17 protein-coding genes, 3 pseudogenes and 3 other annotated features are annotated in these 21244 nt (G+C 35.0%); of the genes and pseudogenes, 16 read left to right on the top strand and 4 right to left on the bottom strand.

The window, feature by feature from the left end; genetic code table 11:
• The first annotated feature begins 4 nt into the window (after nt 1-4).
• The 3 genes from cysK to AC1Q8N_RS18235 all read left to right on the top strand — a co-directional run bounded on the left by cysK (nt 5) and on the right by AC1Q8N_RS18235 (nt 2407).
• Complete coding sequence (gene cysK / locus AC1Q8N_RS18225; RefSeq protein WP_000762271.1) at nt 5-922, top strand: cysteine synthase A; 918 nt, start codon at nt 5-7, stop codon at nt 920-922.
• Between the two features lie 54 nt (nt 923-976).
• Complete coding sequence (locus AC1Q8N_RS18230; RefSeq protein WP_048543604.1) at nt 977-1489, top strand: GNAT family N-acetyltransferase; 513 nt, start codon at nt 977-979, stop codon at nt 1487-1489.
• Between the two features lie 93 nt (nt 1490-1582).
• Nucleotides 1583-2407, top strand: a complete 825-nt coding sequence (locus AC1Q8N_RS18235) for a DUF4037 domain-containing protein (RefSeq protein WP_098642844.1) — start codon at nt 1583-1585, stop codon at nt 2405-2407.
• 38 nt (nt 2408-2445) lie between these two features.
• On the opposite strand, the gene AC1Q8N_RS18240 is transcribed toward AC1Q8N_RS18235, so the two are convergent.
• A complete protein-coding gene (locus tag AC1Q8N_RS18240; protein ID WP_098642843.1) occupies nt 2446-4080 on the bottom strand; it encodes a putative polysaccharide biosynthesis protein in 1635 nt (544 codons plus the stop codon).
• Between the two features lie 221 nt (nt 4081-4301).
• Nucleotides 4302-4524, top strand: a binding site (T-box leader).
• Between the two features lie 302 nt (nt 4525-4826).
• Here AC1Q8N_RS18240 and AC1Q8N_RS18245 point away from each other — a divergent pair.
• Nucleotides 4827-6164, top strand: a complete 1338-nt coding sequence (locus tag AC1Q8N_RS18245; protein WP_098642842.1) for a sodium-dependent transporter — start codon at nt 4827-4829, stop codon at nt 6162-6164.
• A 39-nt stretch (nt 6165-6203) separates the two neighbouring features.
• Here the strand turns inward: AC1Q8N_RS18245 and AC1Q8N_RS18250 are convergent, their stop codons facing one another.
• A complete protein-coding gene (locus AC1Q8N_RS18250; RefSeq protein WP_048543296.1) occupies nt 6204-6908 on the bottom strand; it encodes a polysaccharide deacetylase family protein in 705 nt (234 codons plus the stop codon).
• Nucleotides 6909-7234: 326 nt separating this feature from the next.
• Here AC1Q8N_RS18250 and AC1Q8N_RS18255 point away from each other — a divergent pair, with 326 nt between their 5' ends.
• The 7 genes and pseudogenes from AC1Q8N_RS18255 (at nt 7235) to AC1Q8N_RS18285 (ending at nt 12482) form a co-directional block, all read left to right on the top strand.
• Nucleotides 7235-7498, top strand: a complete 264-nt coding sequence (locus AC1Q8N_RS18255) for a CD3324 family protein (protein WP_048543295.1) — start codon at nt 7235-7237, stop codon at nt 7496-7498.
• Between the two features lie 164 nt (nt 7499-7662).
• A complete protein-coding gene (locus AC1Q8N_RS18260) occupies nt 7663-8349 on the top strand; it encodes a DUF421 domain-containing protein (RefSeq protein WP_048543294.1) in 687 nt (228 codons plus the stop codon).
• A gap of 110 nt (nt 8350-8459) precedes the next feature.
• Nucleotides 8460-8834 (top strand): annotated as a pseudogene (locus tag AC1Q8N_RS18265) (FusB/FusC family EF-G-binding protein); the annotation flags it as partial.
• A gap of 641 nt (nt 8835-9475) precedes the next feature.
• Nucleotides 9476-10606, top strand: a pseudogene (locus AC1Q8N_RS18270) (RNA-guided endonuclease InsQ/TnpB family protein).
• Between the two features lie 143 nt (nt 10607-10749).
• Nucleotides 10750-11016, top strand: a pseudogene (locus AC1Q8N_RS18275) (FusB/FusC family EF-G-binding protein); the annotation flags it as partial.
• A 164-nt stretch (nt 11017-11180) separates the two neighbouring features.
• Nucleotides 11181-12077, top strand: coding sequence for an RCC1 domain-containing protein (locus AC1Q8N_RS18280; protein WP_493521306.1), 897 nt, complete (start codon nt 11181-11183; stop codon nt 12075-12077).
• A 204-nt stretch (nt 12078-12281) separates the two neighbouring features.
• Nucleotides 12282-12482: a hypothetical protein gene (locus AC1Q8N_RS18285; protein ID WP_098080534.1), complete on the top strand. Its 201-nt coding sequence runs from the start codon at nt 12282-12284 to the stop codon at nt 12480-12482.
• Nucleotides 12483-12645: 163 nt separating this feature from the next.
• Here AC1Q8N_RS18285 and msrA read toward each other — a convergent pair whose 3' ends face one another.
• Nucleotides 12646-13182, bottom strand: a complete 537-nt coding sequence (gene msrA / locus AC1Q8N_RS18290) for a peptide-methionine (S)-S-oxide reductase MsrA (RefSeq protein WP_001291868.1) — start codon at nt 13180-13182, stop codon at nt 12646-12648.
• 247 nt (nt 13183-13429) lie between these two features.
• On the opposite strand from msrA, the gene AC1Q8N_RS18295 reads away from it, so the two are divergent.
• From AC1Q8N_RS18295 to AC1Q8N_RS18310, 4 genes are read left to right on the top strand one after another with little or no spacing between them, the layout of a single operon-like run.
• Nucleotides 13430-15058 (top strand): multicopper oxidase family protein, encoded by a 1629-nt coding sequence (locus tag AC1Q8N_RS18295; protein ID WP_088057877.1) that lies wholly within the window; start codon nt 13430-13432, stop codon nt 15056-15058.
• A gap of 16 nt (nt 15059-15074) precedes the next feature.
• Entirely contained in the window at nt 15075-16319 is a 1245-nt protein-coding gene (locus tag AC1Q8N_RS18300; RefSeq protein WP_048543288.1) for a copper resistance CopC/CopD family protein, read from the top strand.
• Between the two features lie 27 nt (nt 16320-16346).
• The gene (locus AC1Q8N_RS18305) at nt 16347-17837 is read left to right on the top strand and encodes a sensor histidine kinase (RefSeq protein WP_048543287.1); all 1491 of its coding nucleotides are present in this window, start codon (nt 16347-16349) and stop codon (nt 17835-17837) included.
• A gap of 15 nt (nt 17838-17852) precedes the next feature.
• Nucleotides 17853-18542 carry a response regulator transcription factor gene (locus tag AC1Q8N_RS18310; RefSeq protein WP_000821645.1) on the top strand — a complete coding sequence of 230 codons (690 nt, stop codon included), beginning with the start codon at nt 17853-17855 and terminating at the stop codon, nt 18540-18542.
• A gap of 49 nt (nt 18543-18591) precedes the next feature.
• On the opposite strand, the gene AC1Q8N_RS18315 is transcribed toward AC1Q8N_RS18310, so the two are convergent.
• Nucleotides 18592-19350 (bottom strand): SDR family oxidoreductase, encoded by a 759-nt coding sequence (locus AC1Q8N_RS18315; RefSeq protein ID WP_048543286.1) that lies wholly within the window; start codon nt 19348-19350, stop codon nt 18592-18594.
• Nucleotides 19351-19636: 286 nt separating this feature from the next.
• Nucleotides 19637-19882, top strand: a binding site (T-box leader).
• 67 nt (nt 19883-19949) lie between these two features.
• Nucleotides 19950-20189: a binding site (T-box leader), on the top strand.
• A 152-nt stretch (nt 20190-20341) separates the two neighbouring features.
• Between AC1Q8N_RS18315 and ilvE the strand changes: the two genes are divergently transcribed.
• Nucleotides 20342-21241: a branched-chain-amino-acid transaminase gene (ilvE, locus tag AC1Q8N_RS18320; RefSeq protein WP_493521307.1), complete on the top strand. Its 900-nt coding sequence runs from the start codon at nt 20342-20344 to the stop codon at nt 21239-21241.
• Nucleotides 21242-21244: the final 3 nt, after the last annotated feature.

Below are 21244 nucleotides of genomic sequence, written 5' to 3' on the forward strand. Positions count from 1 at the left end.
CACTATGAAATTATGTGAAAATGTTACAGAATTAATAGGAGATACACCTGTCGTCCGATTATCTAAATTTATTCCAGAAGACGCAGCGGATGTGTATGTAAAACTAGAAATGTTTAATCCATCACGCAGTGTGAAAGACCGCGCTGCCTATAATTTACTGCACGTTGCAGAAGAGAATGGTCTCATCAAACCAGGAGATACAATTATTGAACCGACAAGCGGAAATACAGGAATAGGCTTAGCAATGAATGCAGCTGCGAAAGGGTATAAAGCAATTTTAATTATGCCAGACAATATGTCAAAAGAGCGTATAAATTTATTGAAAGCATACGGCGCGGAAGTAGTTTTAACACCGGCAGAACAAAGAATGCCAGGAGCAATTGCGAAGGCATTAGAACTGCAAAAGCAAATTCCAAATAGTTTTATTCCGCAACAATTTGAAAATCCAGCAAACCCGAATATTCATCGTTATACGACTGCACTTGAAATTTATGAACAAATGGATGGCGAGCTTGATGCATTCGTAGCAACGGCTGGAACTGGTGGAACTATTACAGGTACTGGGGAAACGTTAAAAGAGAAGCTACCAAACTTATATATTGCAGTAGTAGAACCAAAAGGATCTCCCGTTTTATCAGGCGGTGTTCCAGGTCCTCATAAACTAGTAGGAACAAGTCCAGGGTTTATCCCGAAAAACTTAAATACAGAAGTGTATAACGAAATTATTCAAATTGCAGACGAAGAGGCTTTAACGACAATGAGAAACTTAGCTAGACAAGAAGGTTTATTAGTTGGGCCATCGTCTGGAGCATCTGTTTACGCAGCAATTATGATAGCGAAACGTCTAGGCGCAGGTAAAAAAGTTTTATGTATTGCACCTGATACAGGAGAACGTTATTTGAGTATGGGATTATTTGAATGAAATTGTCACGATTAAGCTGTTTGTTTTAGGTTGTAAAGAGGGGGGAGAATGACAATGAAACTATTAAAACCAACAAATGAATATAGCGAACAAATTATAGAGTATCGGGAGGCATTTTTACATACGGATGAAAAACCACATGGTAGTAGTTCTTTACAAAATTTTGATTCTCTCGATAAATGGTTTGAAAAAGTGAGTATACAAGAAGTGGAAGAAAACTTACAAGGTAATCGAGTACCGTCTAGTCAATTTTTAAGTTTTGAAAAAGGGGAACTTATAGGTTTTGTGAATATTAGACATAGATTAAACGAAGAATTATTACTGGAAAGCGGTCATATCGGTTATAGTGTACATCCAAATAAACGTCGTCAAGGTTACGCTACGAAACAACTACAACTTGCATTAGATGAAGCACAAAAGTTAGGGTTACAGAAAGTGTTAATAACTTGCGATAAAGTTAATATCGCTTCGGCTAAAACGATTCAAAAGGTTGGCGGTATGTTAGAAGATGAAGTAGTTTCTGTTCATACTGGGGAAATTGTTCAGCGTTATTGGATAGAAATATGATTTAGTGGGACATTGAAAAGGGAATACAATGCATAATATCGAAATAGATAAATGAAAAGGTAACTGTGTACTGCAATTATAGGGGGAAATGAAGTGGGATTAAAAGAGAAAGCAATAGAAATGTCGGAGATTTATAGGAGAAATCCGAAAATAGAGACTATTATTTTAGCGGGTTCAGTAGCTAGAAAACTAGAAGATGAACATTCAGATATAGAATTGCATATTTTATGGTCAATGCCACCAGAGGATGAGGATCGCAAAGGGCCAATTAACTATATTGGTGGAACAATTTTGTCATATCACCCTTACGAGGAAGAAGAATGGTCGGAAACGTATTTGACAAAAGAGGGAATTAAATTAGAGATTAGTAACTTTTTAACTGAAACTGTAGAGAAAGTTATTTCGGATGTGGTGGATCAATATGATATAAGTTATGAAAAACAATGTATCGTATCATCCGTTCATGATGGTGTTAGTTTGTATGGAGAAGAGAAAGTACATGAATTAAAAGATAGAGTGGTGGCATATCCAGAAGACCTAGCGAAACGGATGATTTCAGAAAATCTTTGGTTAAGTAATCGCTGGCATAATCGAGAGGCGCTTTTAAAACGAAAAGACTGGCTTATGTTATATGATGTTATTTGTGAAGTGCAAAGAAATATATTTGGGGTCTTATTTGGTTTGAATAAAATGTATGTACATCATCCGGCATTTAAATGGATGCCACATAATGTGGAACGGATGATTATTAAGCCTGAAAATCTATACGAGCGTATGGCAAATACGTTAATAGGGAAACCGGAGTATAGTGTACAGGAGTTAGAAGTGTTAATTGAAGAGCTATTACATTTAGTACAACAATATGCTCCAGAATTACATATTACTGAACAACAAAAACGTATACAATATGCGAAGTAAAAAAGAAGGGATGTAACAATGAGTTACCTCCCTTCTTTTTATTTGACTAATTTACCTAGTATGGGTAATCGTTGAAGTCTATCACCGAGAATATGTGAAGCAAGTCCGCTCGTTAGGACGAATAAAAGATAAACAATCCCTCCTACAGCGCCGCATATAAAGACAATGAGAAGTGATTCCATATAGGATTGTCCAGGAATCATCCATTTTAAAATCGCTTTTAATGCAATTACAACAGCAGACATTGCAGCGGAGTAAATTGTAATAAGAAGTACTGTTTTTGCTGTCTCACCAATTTTAAATTTCGCAAACTTAATGATGCAGTACAACATAATAACATTGGAAACGAGGTATCCAAGAATTGTTCCAAGTACAGCACCGTGTCCGCCAAATAAATGTAAGAGCGGTGTATTTACTAAAACTTTAACGAGAATACCGACTGAGAAAGCGATCATCGTTTTTCTTTGATAATCGATTCCTTGTAATATAGCTGCTGAAACTGTGAAAATCGCACTTAATATAGCAGAAGGTGCAAATGAAATTAAATATTGTGATCCCCCAAGTGCAATTTCAGGATTTACATAAACCATACGGAAGGCATCGTAAGCGATGCTAGCAAGACCGAATGCAGCTGGGATAGTGAAGAATAATAAGACTTGAAATATCTTTGCAATTTGTTCTTGTAGTTCTTCTAGTTTCCCGCTTGTATAAGATTTCGTTATAGCCGGAATGATCGTTAATGAGAATCCAGTTGCAAGAGAAGCTGGAATCATAATTAACTTTTGGGCGTAGTTCGTTATATAAGCGAAAACTGCATTCGCTGTTTCTAACGGCTCGCCCATCGCCCTAAGGACATCAGCTACAGTATATTGATCTACTAACGTGTAGAGTGGAATTGCAATACCGACAAATACAATTGGGATTGCATATCGAAGTAATTCCATATAAATATTTTTTAATGGAATATTGGATGCTCTTGACTTTAATTCTCCTTCGGGAGGCTTTAATCTGTTATATTTTTTCCAGTACAACATTAAAATCGAAACGCTGGCAAGCGCTCCGATAACAGCGCCAAACGTAGCAACTGCAACAGAAGAAGCTACGGAACCCCCTAATAGTTTTGAAATGATAAAACTACCAACTAAAATGAAAACAACGCGTGCAATTTGTTCTACAACTTGAGAAACAGCACTTGGTTTCATATGCTGAAATCCTTGAAAATAACCACGTGTAACACTCATAGCTGGTACGATAATAAGTGCGAAACTTAATGCTCGCATCGTAAGTGTTACGTCGGCGATAAATTGAGGGTCTGGCGTTTTCGAGCGAATAATAAATTGTGATATGTATGGTGCCCCAATAAATAAACTTAAAAATCCTAAGAAGCCCATAAACAGCATTAATTTTACACTAGAGTTGTATAATTTTTTGCTTGTACTATAATCACCGAGCGCATTATGCTTTGCAACAAATTTGGAAACAGCAATAGGAATACCAGCTGTTGAGAAGCTTAATAAAATACCGTACCAAGAGTATGCATATCCATATAAAGCGACCCCTTGTGTTCCGACTAATAGTTGAAAAGGGAAGAAGTATATAAAACCTAATATACGTGAAATCATTGTTGCACCACTTAATAAAGCAGTACCTTTTAAAACTTTTGAAGTAGACAAAATTCTTTCCTCCTACTCGTGCTGTCTTGCATTTATCGTATACTACTATAAACCTGTTAGAGAAGTTAATATAGTATGGAACATAAATATTCTAATATTATTCATTTAAAAGTCATATTTTACATTTTTTAAATAGAATGTAATACATAAAAATTCAAAATATAAGTTGACACTATTTTTAATGTGTGATAAAAATGATAGTAATCAATTCGGAAAATAATATTTGGGCAATGAAAGGGTATAGTAGTGAATATCTCCCTATTTCAGAGAGCTGATGGTTGGTGTGAATCAGTATATAGATTATTCATGAAGTTCGTCCTGGAGCATCTTTCATAAATCTCATATTTTGAGGAAATGAAAGACGGTAGTTTATACCGTTATCAAATAAAGTGGTGAAGATTGTTTCACAACTAGGGTGGTACCGCGATATTTATCGTCCCTACGTATTTACGTAGGGACGTTTTTTGTTTAGGTCCTAACTTTGTTGTGGCTTCATAACTAGGGTGGTACCGCGATAATTTATCGTCCCTACGTATTTGCGTAGGGACGTTTTTTATTTAGGTCCTAACTTTGTTGTATCTTCATAACTAGGGTGGTACCGCGATATTTTTGTCGTCCCTACGTATTTACGTAGGGGCGTTTTTTTATGATTAGGGAGGAAGTGAACGTATTAGAAAAGAGTATTGATAGAACAATATAAATACTGAACTGAAACAAAGAAAAAGAGACAGAGAGGAGATTAACAAATGAATTCACAGCAATGGACATCGAAATTAGGTTTCGTATTAGCTGCAGCAGGTTCAGCAATTGGTCTTGGGGCGATTTGGAAATTCCCGTATATGGCCGGAATTGGAGGGGGCGGCGCGTTCTTCCTTATTTTCATCGGTTTCACATTATTAATTGGTTTACCGCTATTATTAGCTGAATTCGTTATCGGAAGAAGTACACAAAAAGAGGCTGTTGATGCATATAGAGAAATCGCACCAAAAACATTATGGCCGTGGTTAGGGAAATTAGGGATTGTAACTTGTTTCATATTACTTTCTTTCTACAGTGTTGTAGGGGGATGGATTTTATTATACTTATGGAATGCAATTACAGGTAGACTATGGGAAGGAAATGGCGCATACGAAGCTACGTTTGGTGAAATCATTTCCAATCCTTATTTAGCAGTAGGAGCACAGTTATTATTCATTCTTATTACTATTTTTATCGTAAGTAAAGGCGTACAAAACGGTGTTGAAAAAGTAAATAAATATTTCATGCCAGCGCTATTCGTTTTATTCTTTGTATTAATTGTTCGTGCCCTTACATTAGACGGCGCGGGAGAAGGCGTTCGTTTCTTCTTACAACCTGATTTCTCACATGTAACATCAGAAGTTATTTTATATGCGATGGGTCAATCGTTCTTCTCATTATCGGTCGGTGTAGCAGTAATGGTAACATATAGTTCATACTTACCGAAGGAAGAAAGTTTACCTCGTTCAGCATTTTCTATCGTAGCTTTAACATTAGTAATTACATTACTTGCAGGACTTGCAATTTTCCCAGTTGTATTTGCATTTGGATTAGAACCATCTCAAGGACCAGGATTATTATTTATCGTATTACCTGCTATTTTCAGTAAAATGGCGTTCGGAAAAGTGTTCTTCGTTATTTTCTTATTGCTGTTCTTCTTCGCAACGATTACATCTGCTATTTCTATGCTAGAAATTAGTGTTGCGTCGTTAACATCAAAAGGTAAAGGCAAACGTGAAAAGACGGCCTTAATCGTAGGGTTATTAATCTTCGTTGTTGGGGTACCATCAGCATTATCATTTGGTATATTAGGTGATTTGAAAATTTTCGGAAAGACAGTCTTTGATTTAGCGGATTATGCAGTGAGTAACGTACTAATGCCACTTGGTGTTTTATTAGTTTCCATCTTTGTTCCTTTAAAAATGAAGAAAGATGTATTAATGAAAGAGCTTGGTGTAAGTAAAAATAAAGGCTATAAACTGTTCGTATTATGGTTATTCTTACTTCGCTTTATCGCACCAATTGCGATTATTATCGTATTCTTAAATGTACTTGGCATTATTTAAAAAGAAAGGTAGCGTATCGCTCTATGATACGCTACCTTTTTACTTTGCTCTTTTTTGCAGTTCGTTTACTGTTACGAACTGATAGTCCTTCTTAGATAATGAGTCTAAAATACCTTCAATGGTCTGTAAATTTTCATTAGACTCATCGTACATAGAGTGTAATAAAATGATAGAACCTGGTTGTACATTTTTATTAACATATTCAATTTTATCAGCAGCAGATTTATAAAAAGTATCAGGTTCAAGGTCCCATGTGATTGTTTCGATATTATTTTTATTTAAATAATAGGGCAGACCAATTAGCTTTTTTCCGTTAGGTGGTCTAAAATCAATTTCACCTGTATATCCTGTTTGGCGGATTAATGAATTCGTTTTTTCTATTTCTTCTTTAATAAAAGAAGGTGTTTTAAAAACCATTCTGTTATGAGAATATGTATGGTTTCCAACTTGGTGTCCAGATTGTACGATAGATTCTCCTAACGATAGGTTTTTTTCTAATTCATTTCCGATTAAAAAGAAAGTAGCTTTTGCATTGTATGTATCTAGTAGCGGTAATATTTGTTTTACATTGTTCGTAGGACCATCATCAAAAGTTAAAGCAATCACTTTTTCATTTGTTTCTACTCGGTTTGTTAAATCTCCAAACAATTGAAAACTTCTTGCGTTCATCAATTTGTATGTTCCAAATAATGCTACAGTAATAATGAATAATGTAACGATTGTAATAATTATTTTCTTTTTCATAAAGCAACCTCACTATATTTTTGAATTGGACTAAAAAGTATTATATCAAACTAAGTAATTTCATGCTTTAAAAAGGATGTGGATGCAAGGGGGAGGAATTTATCATATAATAAAATGCAAAAGGTATATTAGGAGGTGTTTATATGGCGATTACAATTCAATTGCCGGACACTGCAGCGTCTCATGCAAAGCCAAGTATGGAAATGGCGATACTTTGCGTGAGGTAGATAAGTAATATACAATCGCCTAAATGAGCTCGTATCATTTTTTATATTTGGCTTTGCACCTTATTGAAATGAACCATAAAAAATAAGGGGCGAGCAGAAATGAAATACGTTAAAGCTGCGACAGTTTTACCAGAAAGTTTAATTATTGAAATTCAAAAGTATATACAAGGTGAAACAATTTACATTCCAAAACAAGAAACGAAACATTATAAATGGGGTACACGATCTGGAGGAAGAAAACAATTAGATGAAAGAAATAAAGCTATTAAAGAAGCGTTTAAAAGAGGAATTTCCATTCATCAACTTGCAGAGGAGCATTTTCTTTCCGGAGAAACGATTAAAAAGATCGTGTATTCTAAATAAAAATAAAAGAGTCTAGTTCAATTATTAAATTGAACTAGACTCTTTTTTGCTTTGTATGTATCGGATATATTGCGTATGAATGGACAAAATAATAGAAAAATGTGTCGTTTTTTTACTAAATAGAATATAGAACATTTGAGTGAAAAGCAGAAAGGTGAGCATTTATGAATCATATTGGACAAATAACGATAGAGCTTTTAATTGGTTTCTTTGTTCTATTAATTGCTACAAAAATACTAGGGAAAACACAAATATCTCAGCTAACCCCCTTTGATTTTATTTCAGCTATCGTCCTTGGTGAGCTCGTTGGAAATTCAATATATGATCCTAAAATTAAAGTGTGGTCTATTTTATATTCAGTATTTGTTTGGGTAATTTTAATTTATTCAATAGAAGTGATAACACAAAAAATAAGAGGAACAAGAAGGTTTTTTGAAGGGTATCCTTCAATTATTATCCGTAATGGAAACATTGACCGAGAACAATTAAGTTCAAATCATTTAGATATTAATCAATTACAACAAATGCTTAGGCAGCAAAAAGATATTTTTTCAATTCGAGAAGTTGAATATATGATTTTGGAACCTAACGGAAACATAAGCGTTCTGAAAAAGAGCAAATATGAATCTCCTACTATAAATGATTTAAGTTTAAAACATAAGCCTGTATACTTACCAATTTCATTAATTAGTGATGGAAAAGTAGTGAAAGATAATTTGAGGGAAGCTGGTTTTGATGAGGGATGGCTGTATAAGCAAATAAAGCAAAGAGGGATTACTAAATTTGAGGATGTATTATATGCTGAATGGAAAACAGACGATGGTTTCTTTTGTCAGGAAATGGAGCGGTAAAATATAATCGATGTATGTAATATTCGTTTCTAAGTTATCTTTTACATATCAAAAAGTTGAATCATTGTATACAATAAGACTAGATCAACAATTTGTATGGAGTGATAAAGATGGAAGCTTTTATTAGAAGTGATCAATACAATTTTATAAAATCACAAGCTTATATTTTAGCAAATGGGCATGCAACGGCAAATGATAGAGGTGTAATTCAAGCATTAAAATCACTTGCGATTGAAAAAATAATACATGTATTTGAAAATTTAACAGATGAACAGAAAGAGTTAATTGATACCGTATTAACAGTTCAAAATAGAGAAGATGCAGAATCGTTTTTAATGAAAATAAATCCGTATGTCATTCCGTTTCAGGAAGTTACAGCGCAAACATTAAAAAAATTATTTCCTAAAGCGAAAAAGTTAAAACTTCCTGATATGAAAGAACTGAACATGAAAGAATTATCTTATTTAAGCTGGATTGATAAAGGGTAACTAACTGTTACGATTTATTTAACCAATTATAATGAAAGTTAATTAAATATATCAGTAAGCCCTGCTAGTCAAGTGATTGGCTAGTAGTGAGGGTTAACTGCGGGCAATCCCTAAAGCTGATTGAACTACAACGTGGCTAGAAATAGCGAGCGTGAATGTCGCGAAAGCAGAAAAAATCAATCAGATCGTGCAAGGTTAAATCCTAAACACTAGAACAATGGGTCTTCCGCCTCGAATCATCTAAGTCAAAATGGATAAGATGAACGTTCAACGACTATCTCGTATAACTGACGAGAGTACACCACAAGCCTATGGTGGTGGAAAAATCCTCTATCTTTAAGTAGATAAACATATAGTCTGCGCTCATGTGAAAACATGAGAAGTTCATAAGAGAACTGGCTAAGGAATTGCGCCCTTAGTTGAACAAGATAAATTTTATTGAATCTATCAAAATTCATTGAAAATATCGAACGTACGTGCTATGTTAGGTTCAATGAGGTGAGAATAATAATGAAATTTTCACGAGTTAGTCAAGTATCAGAATTAACAGGTTTGCATCCGAGTAGTCTCAGGAGAATGCTGGTGGAACACGCTACTATTCAGAAGAACAAATCTTTCATTAAAGGAGTTACATTCTGATGATATTAGCGAAGAAAGTCAGACTGATTCCAACGCCTGAACAAGAACAAGTGCTTAGAAACCATGCTGGTGCTGCAAGATTCGCTTATAACTATTGTAAAAGAATGAGTGATAGATACTATAAGCTATTTGGAAAATCTGTTTCACAGTTAGCTTTACAGAAACGATTTACAAAGATCAAGAAGCGAAAGAGATATGGGTGGTTAAAAGACATCAATGCACAAGTTCCTAAACAGGCTTCAAAAGATTTTGATAAGGCGAGAAGAAATTCGTTCAAAAAGTACAAAAATGGTTATCACACTTCTTATAAATCCAAAAAAGATTTAATTCAAGGATTTTATGCCAATTATGAAAGACTGATTATAGGAAAGAAAGTAGTTCATATTCAGTCTATTGGAGAAGTGAAAACAAGCCAACAACTACCAAGAAACAAAAAACCATCCAATCCAAGAGTTACATTTGATGGTCGTCACTGATGGATTAGTGTAGGATTCCAAGAAGACTTTGAATCACAAGAACTAACCAATGAATCGATTGGTGTGGACATTGGTTTAAAAGAGTTGTTTGTAGCTTCTAATGGTACGAAAGAACGAAATATAAACAAAGATGCCAAGGTTAAAAAACTTTTGAAAAGGAAAAAGTCAGCTCAAAGAGATATGTCTAGGAGATTTAAAAAAGGTGTAAAAATTCAATCTGCCGGATATGAAAAAGCGAAAGCTGAGCACCTGCGGTTATCTAGGAAAATTACGAATATCCGAAATAACCATATCCATCAAGCAACAGCTAAATTGGTGAAAACCAAACCAATGAGGATTGTTGTGGAAGACTTACCTATCTCAAACCTGTTAAAAAACAAAAAACTATCGAAAGCATTTTCATTTCAAAAATTACACTTCTTCTTTCAATGTTTATCATACAAGTGCGAGAAGTATGGCATTGCGTATGTAAAAGCTGATAAATGGTTCGCCTCAAGCAAGATTTGCTCATGTTGCGGCGTAAAATACGACCATTCAGTTCAACCAGAAGGACAGTGGAGTTTAAAAATACGTGAGTGGCGTTGTGTCGAATGCAATAGCCATCACGATAGGGATGTAAATGCTGCGATAAATTTATCAAGATGGGTAAAATAAATGCTTGATAATAGGAGGTAACGATACTGCCTCGTGTGGAGTGTTATACCCCTCGTCCCTTTGGGGTTGCGAGAACACGATGAAGCACTAACTCGTGTAAATTTGATTGAATTGTATAGATTTAGTTAAGTTTATCGTATCGGTCAAGCAGGAAATTTATAATAGCGAAAAATGATAAAAATAAGTTTGTTGGTCTGCAAGGAACGTTCCAAAGTTTAAATAAAAAGAGCATTTGTTCATTATGTCATGGACATGAAGAAGTAGGGATGTTTTTAGTTGAAATTAAAGGTGATGTACAAGGAACTTTCGTTAAAAAGGGAAACTATATTTGCAAAGATGGTGTAGCTTGTAATCAGAATATGAAATCACTTGATAAATTGAACGATTTTATTGAACGATTGAAGAAATAAAGAAGGGACCTCTAGTATTTAAACTGGAGGTTTTTATTTTTTGAAGAAATAATAATAGGCTTCTTTTGTAGCTGTAAATTTATAAAAAAAGTCGGGTCATTTATAATGAAATTAGATAAAAATATCTATTTGGATACAGTTGTTTATATGCAAGGAGGTAAAACATGAATTACATTTCACCGAAAGAAGAAATGTTAAAAGTGAAACGGTGGCCTAAAGATACGATAGCGGCAGGTCGTGGTCATACAGTTGCTCTTAAATCGGATGGCACAGTTGTGGCAGTGGGGCGAAATAAAGAAGGAGAATGCAATGTAAGCGGTTGGTGTGATATTGAAGCAGTCGCAGCGGGTAATGTTCATATGGCGACGAACACGGGTAATGCTCATACAATCGCTCTTAAAAGTGATAATACTGTGGAAGCGGTGGGGTGGAATAAGCATGATCAATGTGATGTAAACGACTGGCATAATATTGTATCGGTTGCGGCAGGGTGGCGTCGTACCATTGGTCTTAAACCGGATGGTACGGTAATAGCGATGGGCCGAAATAAAGAAGGAGAATGTAATATAAGCAGCTGGCGTGATATTGTGGCGGTCACGGCGGGTGACTGGCATACAGTCGGTCTTAAATTGGACGGAACAGTGACGACTGTGGGGAATAATCGATATGGCCAATGCAATGTAAGTGGATGGCGTGCTATGGTGGAGTTGGCAGCAGGTTATCTTCATACTGTTGGTTTGAAATCGGGTGGCAAAGTGATGGCAGTGGGTAATAATAAACTTGGTCAATGCGATGTAGGCAGCTGGAAAGATATTATGGCAATAGCGGCTGGTACGAATCATACAATCGGACTTAAATCAGACGGTACCGTGGTGGCAGTCGGCTGGAATGAGTATGGTCAATGTAATGTAAGCGATTGGCGTGATATTGTAGCGATAGCGGCGGGTTGTGCGCATACGGTTGGTCTGAAATTAGATGGCACGGTGGTAGCAGTAGGTGATAATACATACGGTCAATGCGATGTAGGTAGCTGGCGTAACATCCGATTGCCTAGCAAATAGTTAATTCACAACAAATCACTAGTAATATTATTCTATTTTAGGAGTAATCATGGAATAGGATATGTAGATAAGAACCCCTTTTTAAAAGAGGTTCTTATTCTTTTTCCATAAAATGAGTGTCTAAATGGAATTTTTGAACAAACTTTATTTCAAAGCTACAGTAGAAAGTATAAATTACAAATAAAGCATAGGAGAGCTGAAGAAATGCTTAAAAAGTTTTTGCTTTCTTTACCGGATGTTTTACTTGTATGCATTGTTATCTACATGACATACACAACTACTTTTAGTTTTGTACAGATGTTAGTAATTTCAATTGCAATCGGAATCGTCGGTGGTCTTGTTATAAAAATTTGTAAGGATGTATTCACGTATATAAGGTGGACAATGAAACAGAGGAAATCTTGAATATGTTGTATTTCTATTAGGAGGAGAGGAAATGAATAAGAAAAAGAGTAGAGTGAAAAATGAAATCGCACTTTGGACATTGACAGCGGTTGTTCTCATCATTGTATGGTACTTTTTTCAAAGATAAAAATGCATCGTACTTAAAAGGTACGATGCATTTTTATTATTTTTTTTGCCAATTTTCTTTTATAAAGTCTTCACGGCCAGATTCTTTTTGCTCAGTAGCATATTTCTCCGGATTTTTTTTATAAAAATGTTGATGGTATTCTTCAGCCTCATAAAAAGGTGCAGCCGGGCGAATTTCAGTTACGATTGGCTCTTTAAACATACCGCTTTCTGCAAGAGCCTGTTTTGATTTTTCAGCAAGCTCTTTTTGCGTTTCATTATGATAAAAAATAGCAGTGCGATAAGAGGGACCGCGGTCAAAGAATTGTCCGCCATCATCAGTTGGATCGATTTGTGGCCAATATAAATCTAGTAATTTTTCATATGGAAAAATAGAAGGATCGAATGTAATTTGTACAACTTCTAAATGACCAGATGTACCAGCTTTTACTTGTTCATATGTTGGGTTTTCTACATGACCACCTGCATAGCCAGAAAGTACTTTATGAATACCAGGAAGTTCATCAAATGGCTTTACCATGCACCAAAAGCAACCGCCTGCGAAGGTTGCGAGTTCGTATGTTTTTTCGGACATTGTTGTAATCCTCCTAAATATATATGTTTTATATAGTATTATACATTCTTTTTTATTGCGCAATAAAAAAGATTTAGAAGTAAAGAAAAATTGAAATATATTTCTTTATAAAGTCTTTAAAATTCCTTCAAAGTTTCTTTTTTTCTGAGTGTTATGATGTAAATCGAAGTGAATATGTGAGGTGATAGGCAATGAATCTACGTATGAAAATTAATAGTTTACAACAAAAAATGAAAGAGAGACTAATATGAAAAAGGAATTTATACAAAGCGATTTAAGAAATATATTGATTGCGGCATGCTTACTATTAGGGTTAGTTATTTTTGGATATTTTTTAATAAATAATTACCCAGGTACAAATGAAAAAAAGAAGTTAACAGATGCAACATCTACTTCAGAATCAATTACATCTATTGCTAATTCAGATGCCAAAAAAAGGGTTACAAAAACTTTTAATATTACGGCGAAAGTAGCCAGTTTAGATTTGGGAGATGGGAAAAAGGTAGATGCATGGACTTTTGATGGAACATCACCGGGTACTCAAATTCGAGTTAAACAAGGTGAACGTATTGTTGTAAATTTGAAAAATGAATTGCCAGAACCAGTTACAATCCATTGGCACGGATTAGATGTTCCAGCGGCGGTAGACGGTGTTCCAGGTGTTACGCAAAATGCTATAAAACCAGGTGAAACATATACATATGCATTTAATGCTGATCAGGTGGGGACATATTGGTATCATTCACATCAAAAAAGTGCAATACAAACGGAGCGGGGACTATTTGGAACCATTGTTATTGAACCGAATAAACCAGCTGTAAAATATGAAAAGGATTATACAGTGGCGATCCATGAATGGAAAACAGGAGCCATAAAAACCCGTAAGCATAATGGCGAACAAGATAAAGATTGGGATAGCTACCCTAGCAATCATATTCGAAATGAAAAGGCGCAAACTTTAGAAGGCCCGTTAATGATGCCAAGTAATGATCAACTCAAAGATTTATCTGATGGAGATGATTACGATGTATTTACATTAAATGATACAAGTGAGGGACTACGATTGGATGCAAAACCAGGTGAAACAGTACGCCTTCGCTTAATTAATGCTGGGAATAATACGCATTTAATGACATTAGTTGGGGCGCCATTTCAAATTATCGCATTAGATGGTCGTGATATAAAAGGTGGGGACGAGCTAGATAAAGCAATTCTTCCGATGGGAGCTGCACAACGTTATGACCTTGTTTTTAAAATGCCGGAAACAACGAGTGTAAAACTTATTAATGTGGATCCATCTAAGAAAATGAATCGAATGTTAACAGCGACTATTGGGAATGGTTCTTTGCCGAAAAAACCTATTGATATAAAGAGTTATCCATGGTTTGATTTTACGAAATATGGAGAAAAAGAAGTTGGCAAGTTTACGATAGATTCAAAGTTTACAAAGGTCTATGATATGGATTTGGCAGAAGGTGTGAAAGATGTAAATGGACAAGAAAAATGGGTGTATACGATTAATGGAAAGACATCACCTGATATTCCACCCATTAAAGTAGAGAAAGGAGATAAAGTTAAGATACGCTTTAAAAATAAGGGAGAGGAAATTCATCCAATGCATTTACATGGACATACATTCCAAGTTATTTCTAAAAATGGTAAACCAATGGAGGGAAGTCCGATTTACTTAGATACAGTTAATGTTTTTCCGGGAGAAGAATATGAAATTGCTTTAGAGGCAAATAATAGTGGACTATGGATGGTTCATTGTCATCATCTCGTTCATGCGGAAAAAGGAATGCATACGATGATGAATTATGAGGGGGTAACTACTCCATTTTCTACCGGAGATCACTCAGGTAATCATCCAGAATAATAATACGGAGGTTTTCATGCTTTATAGAATGATAGTATTTATGTTAACAAGTGTAAGTATATTTTTATTTTCTCATAGTAGTGTATTTGCTCATACAAGTGTTGTAGGAGCCACCCCTAAAGAGGGGGAGGTTCTTACAGTACAACCGGAACAGATTATTCTTGAATTTAGTGAACCAGTTACAGGAAATGTAGTCAATATTGAACTGCTAGATTCAAGTGCAAAGAGAGTGCAAGTATCAAAGGTTGAAATATTAGATAACCCAACAAAAATAAAAGTGAAATTACCAAACTTAAATAATGGTACTTACACAGTAAGGTGGTCTATGATTTCTGCAGACGGACATCCGAGTGAGGGAGGCTATCCCTTTTCAATTGGAGAAGAAGTACAAACTAATGTAGTGGTAGAGGGAAATGCGAGTGGGAGTGGCTCAGTATTTTCAGATGTTATGATAGTAGCACTACGCTATATTGTAGAGGGAATGATTTTAATTGGAGCAGGAGTAAAGTGGCTCGATATGTTTGTTAAACGTTATAAATTACCGTCCATATTGCAAAGAATGAAGAATATGAAAAAGATTTTCTTCTCTATACTTGTAGTAGGATTAATAACCGAATTAATAGTATATAAGTCAGTTATTCCGAAGGGAAGTTTACTTATTCATTCGCCATTTGCAGTTGTTATTATGATTCAACTGCTATTATTAGTTCTTATGTCTTTGCAACATATGGGGAACGAATGGTATGCGCTAGTTTGGGGATTTCTTGTTGCGAGTTTTTCTTTCACAGGTCATGTATGGATTACTAATCCAAATTGGGCAGCAGTTATAATTAGAATGGTCCATGTTATGAGTATTGCAGTGTGGCTAGGAGCACTTATTTATTTAGTTCTTGTTATAGCGTGGACAACATTATACAAAATTACATTTGATCAAAAGCGTTTCCGTAAGCATTTTAGCATTATTGCTGGTATTTCATTTATTCTAGCATTTCTTTCTGGGGAATTAATTGTGTTTCTACAGACAAGGAATTGGGTACTTTTTAATTTTAATTCAATATGGACGAACCTTTTAAATATAAAGATTCTTACTGTATGTATAATTACAATTGTAGCATGGAGACAAACGAAAACATGGGGTAACGATATGGGAACAGTTAATCGCCGTTTATTGCTCTTAGAAATTGTTCTAGCTATACTCGTATTATTAGCTGGTATTTGGATGAGTCAAGTTTCGTTTCCGGTGAATTCTGTAACAAGCTAAAATTATAATGTTTATAGGAGTTCTGTAATGTCAATCCGTATTAGATTGCTGTTGTCGTATGTTGCGATGGTAATTATTCCAATCGTTTTTTGCGGTATAGCAGTTATGTTAATTAGTGTTACTTTATTTGGTGATATTCGTATTGCAAAAGCAATCATTGGTCTTAATCAAAATAGTCATTCTCTCATTGATAAAGAGCAGGAGGGAGCTATTCGTACAAAAGAAGATGAAGATGATATTTTTAGTAGGTTGAAAATTCTTTCATCTTATGCTCCAGATAAATTGGAGGATATACATTTTTTAAAGGAAACTGATAAAGAATTAAACGATAATCAAGCAGGATTACTAATTCGAAAAAATGATGAGCTTACATATTCATCCCCATATTTTAAAATCTCTTCGTTTGATAAATACCTACCCGCATTTGAAACGGAAGGACAAAGAAAGGGAATGGATGTGAAAATAGAGGGTAATTCTTTTTACTATAAGCAATTTGATTACTACGATGAAGAGAAGGATAAGATCAGTATTTTTGTATTTGAGTATGTAAATCCTTTAGAAGAAATGATTAGAGAATTTTTCCCGTATTTCGTATTCTCTTTAATACTTGGGTTAATTATTACGAATGGAATATTAACATATTTTATATCACGGAGTATTATTAAACCATTGCATTCATTAAAGCAGGCAACGGAAAGAATTCAAAAGGGTGATTTAGATTTTCAAGTAAAGCCACTTGCGAAAGATGAAATAGGTGAATTAAGTTTATCGTTTGAAGAGATGCGTGGCAGATTGAAAGAATCGGTCGAGTTGCAAATGCAATATGAAAAGAATCGTAAAGAGTTGCTTTCAAATATTTCTCATGATTTACGGACGCCAATAACGGCTATTAAAGGGTATGTACAAGGAATTAAAGAAGGTATCGCTCGAACTCCAGAACAATTAGATAAATATTTAACGATTATTTATCATAAAGTGTTTGATATGGATCAATTAATTGACGAGCTTTTTCTCTTTTCAAAACTTGATTTGAAAGAGGAACCATTTCAATTTGAAGAGGTTGAAATTAACCAATACTTATCTGATTGCATAGAAGAACTACAGCTTGAATTGCAAGATAAGGGAATTACAGTGAGATGGGATGCTCAAAAGGATACTTCTATTTTGGTAAAAGGTGATCGTGAAAAATTACGTCGTGTTATTACAAATATCATTTGGAATAGTGTGAAGTATATGGATAAAGAAGAAGGATATATAGGAATTCGCATGACCGAATCTATTGATTATGTAACGATTTACATAAAAGATAATGGGGTAGGAATAGAAGAGAAGGCGTTGCCTCATATATTTGAAAGGTTTTATCGTGCAGATCATTCTAGAAATTCTAAAACAGGTGGAAGCGGACTTGGTTTGTCAATTGCACATCAGATTATCACACAACATGGTGGTGATATTTGGGTAGAAAGCAAAAAAGGTAAAGGAACGACGCTGGCATTTACATTACAAAAAATCAATTAGAAAAAGGAGAGCATCTTGAAAAGAATTTTAATTATTGAAGATGAAGCTATTATAGCAGAGTTAGAAAAGGATTATTTAGAGGTTGCTGGGTATACAGTAGATATTGATTACTCTGGCGAAAAAGGTTTACAAAGAGTTCTTCTAGAGGATTATGACTTGTTAATTTTAGACATAATGTTACCGGGAATAGATGGATATGAAATTTGTAAACAAGTTCGATTGGAAAAGGACATACCAATACTTATGGTGTCCGCAAAACAAGAGGAAATCGATAAAATTAAAGGGTTAGGTTTTGGAGCAGATGATTATATTATAAAACCGTTTAGCCCGAGTGAAATGGTGGCACGTGTAAATGCTCATCTAGCTCGTTATGATCGTTTAACAGGAAAACGAGAACTAATAAAAGATGAAATTCGTATTCGAGGATTGTTTATTGATAAATCGGCCCGACGTGTATTTGTAAATGGAACTGAGGTCATGTTAACAGGAAAAGAATTTGATTTATTAACTTGTATGGCAGAACATCCAAATCAAGTATTTAGTAAAGATCGTCTCTTTGAAACTGTATGGGGGATGGATGTAATTGGTGATGCAGCAACGGTTGCTGTACATGTGAAAAATATTCGTCAAAAAATTGAACTCGATCCATTCGATAAATCATACATCGAAACAATTTGGGGAGTAGGATATCGTTTTACACAGTGAAAAAGGCCAGCAAAAATGCTGGCTTTTTTTGCGTAAGTAGATTAAGAAATTACAAACAAGATCCTCCGCTCACATCAATTAATTGTCCAGTAACCCAGCGGCTGTCTGGAGAAGCGAGAAATGCCGCGGTATCGGCAATATCTTCTACTTCACCTAAGCGATTAAAAGCGGAAATGGTAGTAGCGTACTGTTTCATCATTGGGTCGCTCAAGAGTTCCGCATTCATATCTGTTTTAATAAATCCAGGAAGTATTGCATTCACTGTTATTCCTCGTGCTCCGAGCTGTTTTGCTAGTGTGAAAGTCATTGTATTAATAGCGCCTTTCGTCATACTATAGGCAACGAAATCAGGTAAAGAAATACGAGTGGCAGCGGATGAAATATTAATAATTCGGCTATTGTCACGTAAACGAGATAGAGCTTGTTGGATGATAAAGAATGGTGCTTTTGCATTAACTGAAACCATTCTATCAAAAAATTGTTCAGTCGTTTCTTCAATAAAAGCACCAGGACCAATTCCAGCGTTGTTTATTAAAATATCAAATTTAGTACTACCAGTTCTTTTTTGTAATTCGCTATCTAAAGAACTATAAAGAGTTTCTACACCATGTAAAGATTCAAGGTTTGCACAGATAGAAAAAGCAGATCCGCCATTTGATTGAATTTCATAAACGGTTTCTTCAGCACCTTCTTTTCGATTTCCGTAATGAATAGCAACTAATGCACCGTCGTTTGCTAAACGTTTTGCAATAGCACGTCCAATTCCTCGGCTTGCTCCTGTAACTAATGCCACTTTTCCTTTTAACATAGTTTTCTCATCTCCTCAAAAAATTTTATATGTTATTAAGTTGTTTTTCTTTATGTAGTAATGCGAACATACTTAAGTAATATATGAGTATGTATAAGAAGTTCATTCCGATTTTGTTTTGAGAAAAAATAGACTTCCTTTAAATTGATTGAATTTTTTTTTTTTTTTTTTTTTTTTTTTTTTTTTTTTTTTTTTTTTGAAAAACATGTTGACAATGAAAAGAACAACGTCCTATAATACGTTTAACAAATAAAAGTTAATTAAGAATTTTCTAACTTCATATGTTGCATATGCAAAGAAGAGGAAAGTAGATGGTTATGATCGTTTCAGAGAGCTGCTCCTAGGCTGTGAGAGTAGTAACAATCGAATCATTGAAGATCACCTCGGAGCATCGCTTGCGAAAGGGAAACTGAGTAGAGGGCGACGGCATCGTCTCCGGTAAAAGGACGGGGGTCTAATTGGACCTACAAAGCTTATATTTCGCGAGAAGTATAAGGAAGCTGAGTGGTACCGCGGAACTCTCGCCTCAGCAATCAAAGCTACTAAATTGTAGTAGTTGATTGCTGAGGCGAGAGTTTTTATTTTGAAAAATAGAATAAGAGAATGCGTAGAAGAGGAGAGTAAATGATAAAAATTGTTTCAGAGAGCTGCCCAAAAGCTGTGAGGGTAGTAACAATTTCATCATTGAAAATCACCTCGGAGTACTACTTTTGAAAACTAGTAAAAAGTAGCGGAGTTGTTTCCGATAGAAAAACAAAAGTCTAATTGGACTTGCAGAGCTTATATTTCGTGAGAAGTGTAAGGAAGCTGAGTGGTACCACGATTTCCTCGTCTCAGCAATTGATTGCTACAAGTATGTATGTAATCGATTGTTGAGACGAGTATATTTTTAAGATTTATATACTGAATATTCTGTTAAAAAACACTCATCTCAGCAATCGATATAGAAATAGATTGCAAAAATAGAGAGAAAAAAGAGGAGCGATGTGAGATGGGAAACCAGTACATTTATATGAATGGGGAATTTGTAGAAAAAGAAAAGGCAGTTGTTTCAGTATATGATCACGGTTTTTTATATGGAGACGGTGTATTTGAAGGGATTCGTAGTTACGATGGAAATGTATTTTGTTTAAAAGAACATGTAAAACGATTATATGAATCGGCAAAATCTATTTTACTTACAATCCCGCTGACGGTTGAAGAAATGGAAGAAGCAGTTTTACAAACATTGCAAAAAAATGAGTATACTGATGCTTACATTCGGTTAATTGTTTCAAGAGGAAAAGGTGACTTAGGGCTCGATCCGAGAAGTTGTGTGAAACCGAGCGTTATTATCATTGCAGAACAATTAAAGTTATTCCCACAGGAATTTTACGATAATGGATTAAGCGTTGTATCTGTTGCATCAAGACGTAATACGCCAGATGCATTAGACCCACGTATTAAGTCAATGAACTACTTAAATAACGTACTTGTAAAAATTGAAGCGGCACAAGCTGGAGTGCTAGAAGCACTTATGTTAAATCAACAAGGATATGTTTGTGAAGGATCTGGAGATAATGTTTTCGTGGTGAAAGATGGAAAGGTGTTAACACCTCCTTCTTATTTAGGGGCGCTAGAAGGTATTACGAGAAATAGTGTGATTGAGTTATGTGAACGACTTAATATTCGGTGTGAGGAAAGACCGTTTACTCGCCATGACGTATATGTAGCAGATGAAGTATTTTTAACGGGAACGGCAGCAGAATTAATTCCAGTTGTAAAAGTTGATTCAAGAGAAATTGGAGATGGGAAACCAGGAAGTGTAACGAAACAATTGACAGAGGAATTTAAAAAGTTAACGAGAGAAAGAGGAGTACGTGTTCCAGGATTAGCGGAAAGCTTACTGTAGGTA

This window comes from Bacillus sp. GW823-FHT06B01 (assembly GCF_058952315.1).

What these genes read in the sequence shown, in the direction of transcription:
- AC1Q8N_RS18285 (WP_098080534.1), top strand. Translation starts at nt 12,282, where the DNA reads ATGCTTAAAAAGTTTTTGCTTTCTTTACCGGATGTTTTACTTGTATGC.
- cysK (WP_000762271.1), top strand. Translation starts at nt 5, where the DNA reads ATGAAATTATGTGAAAATGTTACAGAATTAATAGGAGATACACCTGTC.
- AC1Q8N_RS18255 (WP_048543295.1), top strand. Translation starts at nt 7,235, where the DNA reads ATGAAATACGTTAAAGCTGCGACAGTTTTACCAGAAAGTTTAATTATT.
- ilvE (WP_493521307.1), top strand. Translation starts at nt 20,342, where the DNA reads ATGGGAAACCAGTACATTTATATGAATGGGGAATTTGTAGAAAAAGAA.
- AC1Q8N_RS18230 (WP_048543604.1), top strand. Translation starts at nt 977, where the DNA reads ATGAAACTATTAAAACCAACAAATGAATATAGCGAACAAATTATAGAG.
- AC1Q8N_RS18260 (WP_048543294.1), top strand. Translation starts at nt 7,663, where the DNA reads ATGAATCATATTGGACAAATAACGATAGAGCTTTTAATTGGTTTCTTT.
- msrA (WP_001291868.1), bottom strand. Translation starts at nt 13,182, where the DNA reads ATGTCCGAAAAAACATACGAACTCGCAACCTTCGCAGGCGGTTGCTTT.
- AC1Q8N_RS18295 (WP_088057877.1), top strand. Translation starts at nt 13,430, where the DNA reads ATGAAAAAGGAATTTATACAAAGCGATTTAAGAAATATATTGATTGCG.
- AC1Q8N_RS18280 (WP_493521306.1), top strand. Translation starts at nt 11,181, where the DNA reads ATGAATTACATTTCACCGAAAGAAGAAATGTTAAAAGTGAAACGGTGG.
- AC1Q8N_RS18245 (WP_098642842.1), top strand. Translation starts at nt 4,827, where the DNA reads ATGAATTCACAGCAATGGACATCGAAATTAGGTTTCGTATTAGCTGCA.
- AC1Q8N_RS18315 (WP_048543286.1), bottom strand. Translation starts at nt 19,350, where the DNA reads ATGTTAAAAGGAAAAGTGGCATTAGTTACAGGAGCAAGCCGAGGAATT.
- AC1Q8N_RS18300 (WP_048543288.1), top strand. Translation starts at nt 15,075, where the DNA reads ATGCTTTATAGAATGATAGTATTTATGTTAACAAGTGTAAGTATATTT.
- AC1Q8N_RS18250 (WP_048543296.1), bottom strand. Translation starts at nt 6,908, where the DNA reads ATGAAAAAGAAAATAATTATTACAATCGTTACATTATTCATTATTACT.
- AC1Q8N_RS18305 (WP_048543287.1), top strand. Translation starts at nt 16,347, where the DNA reads ATGTCAATCCGTATTAGATTGCTGTTGTCGTATGTTGCGATGGTAATT.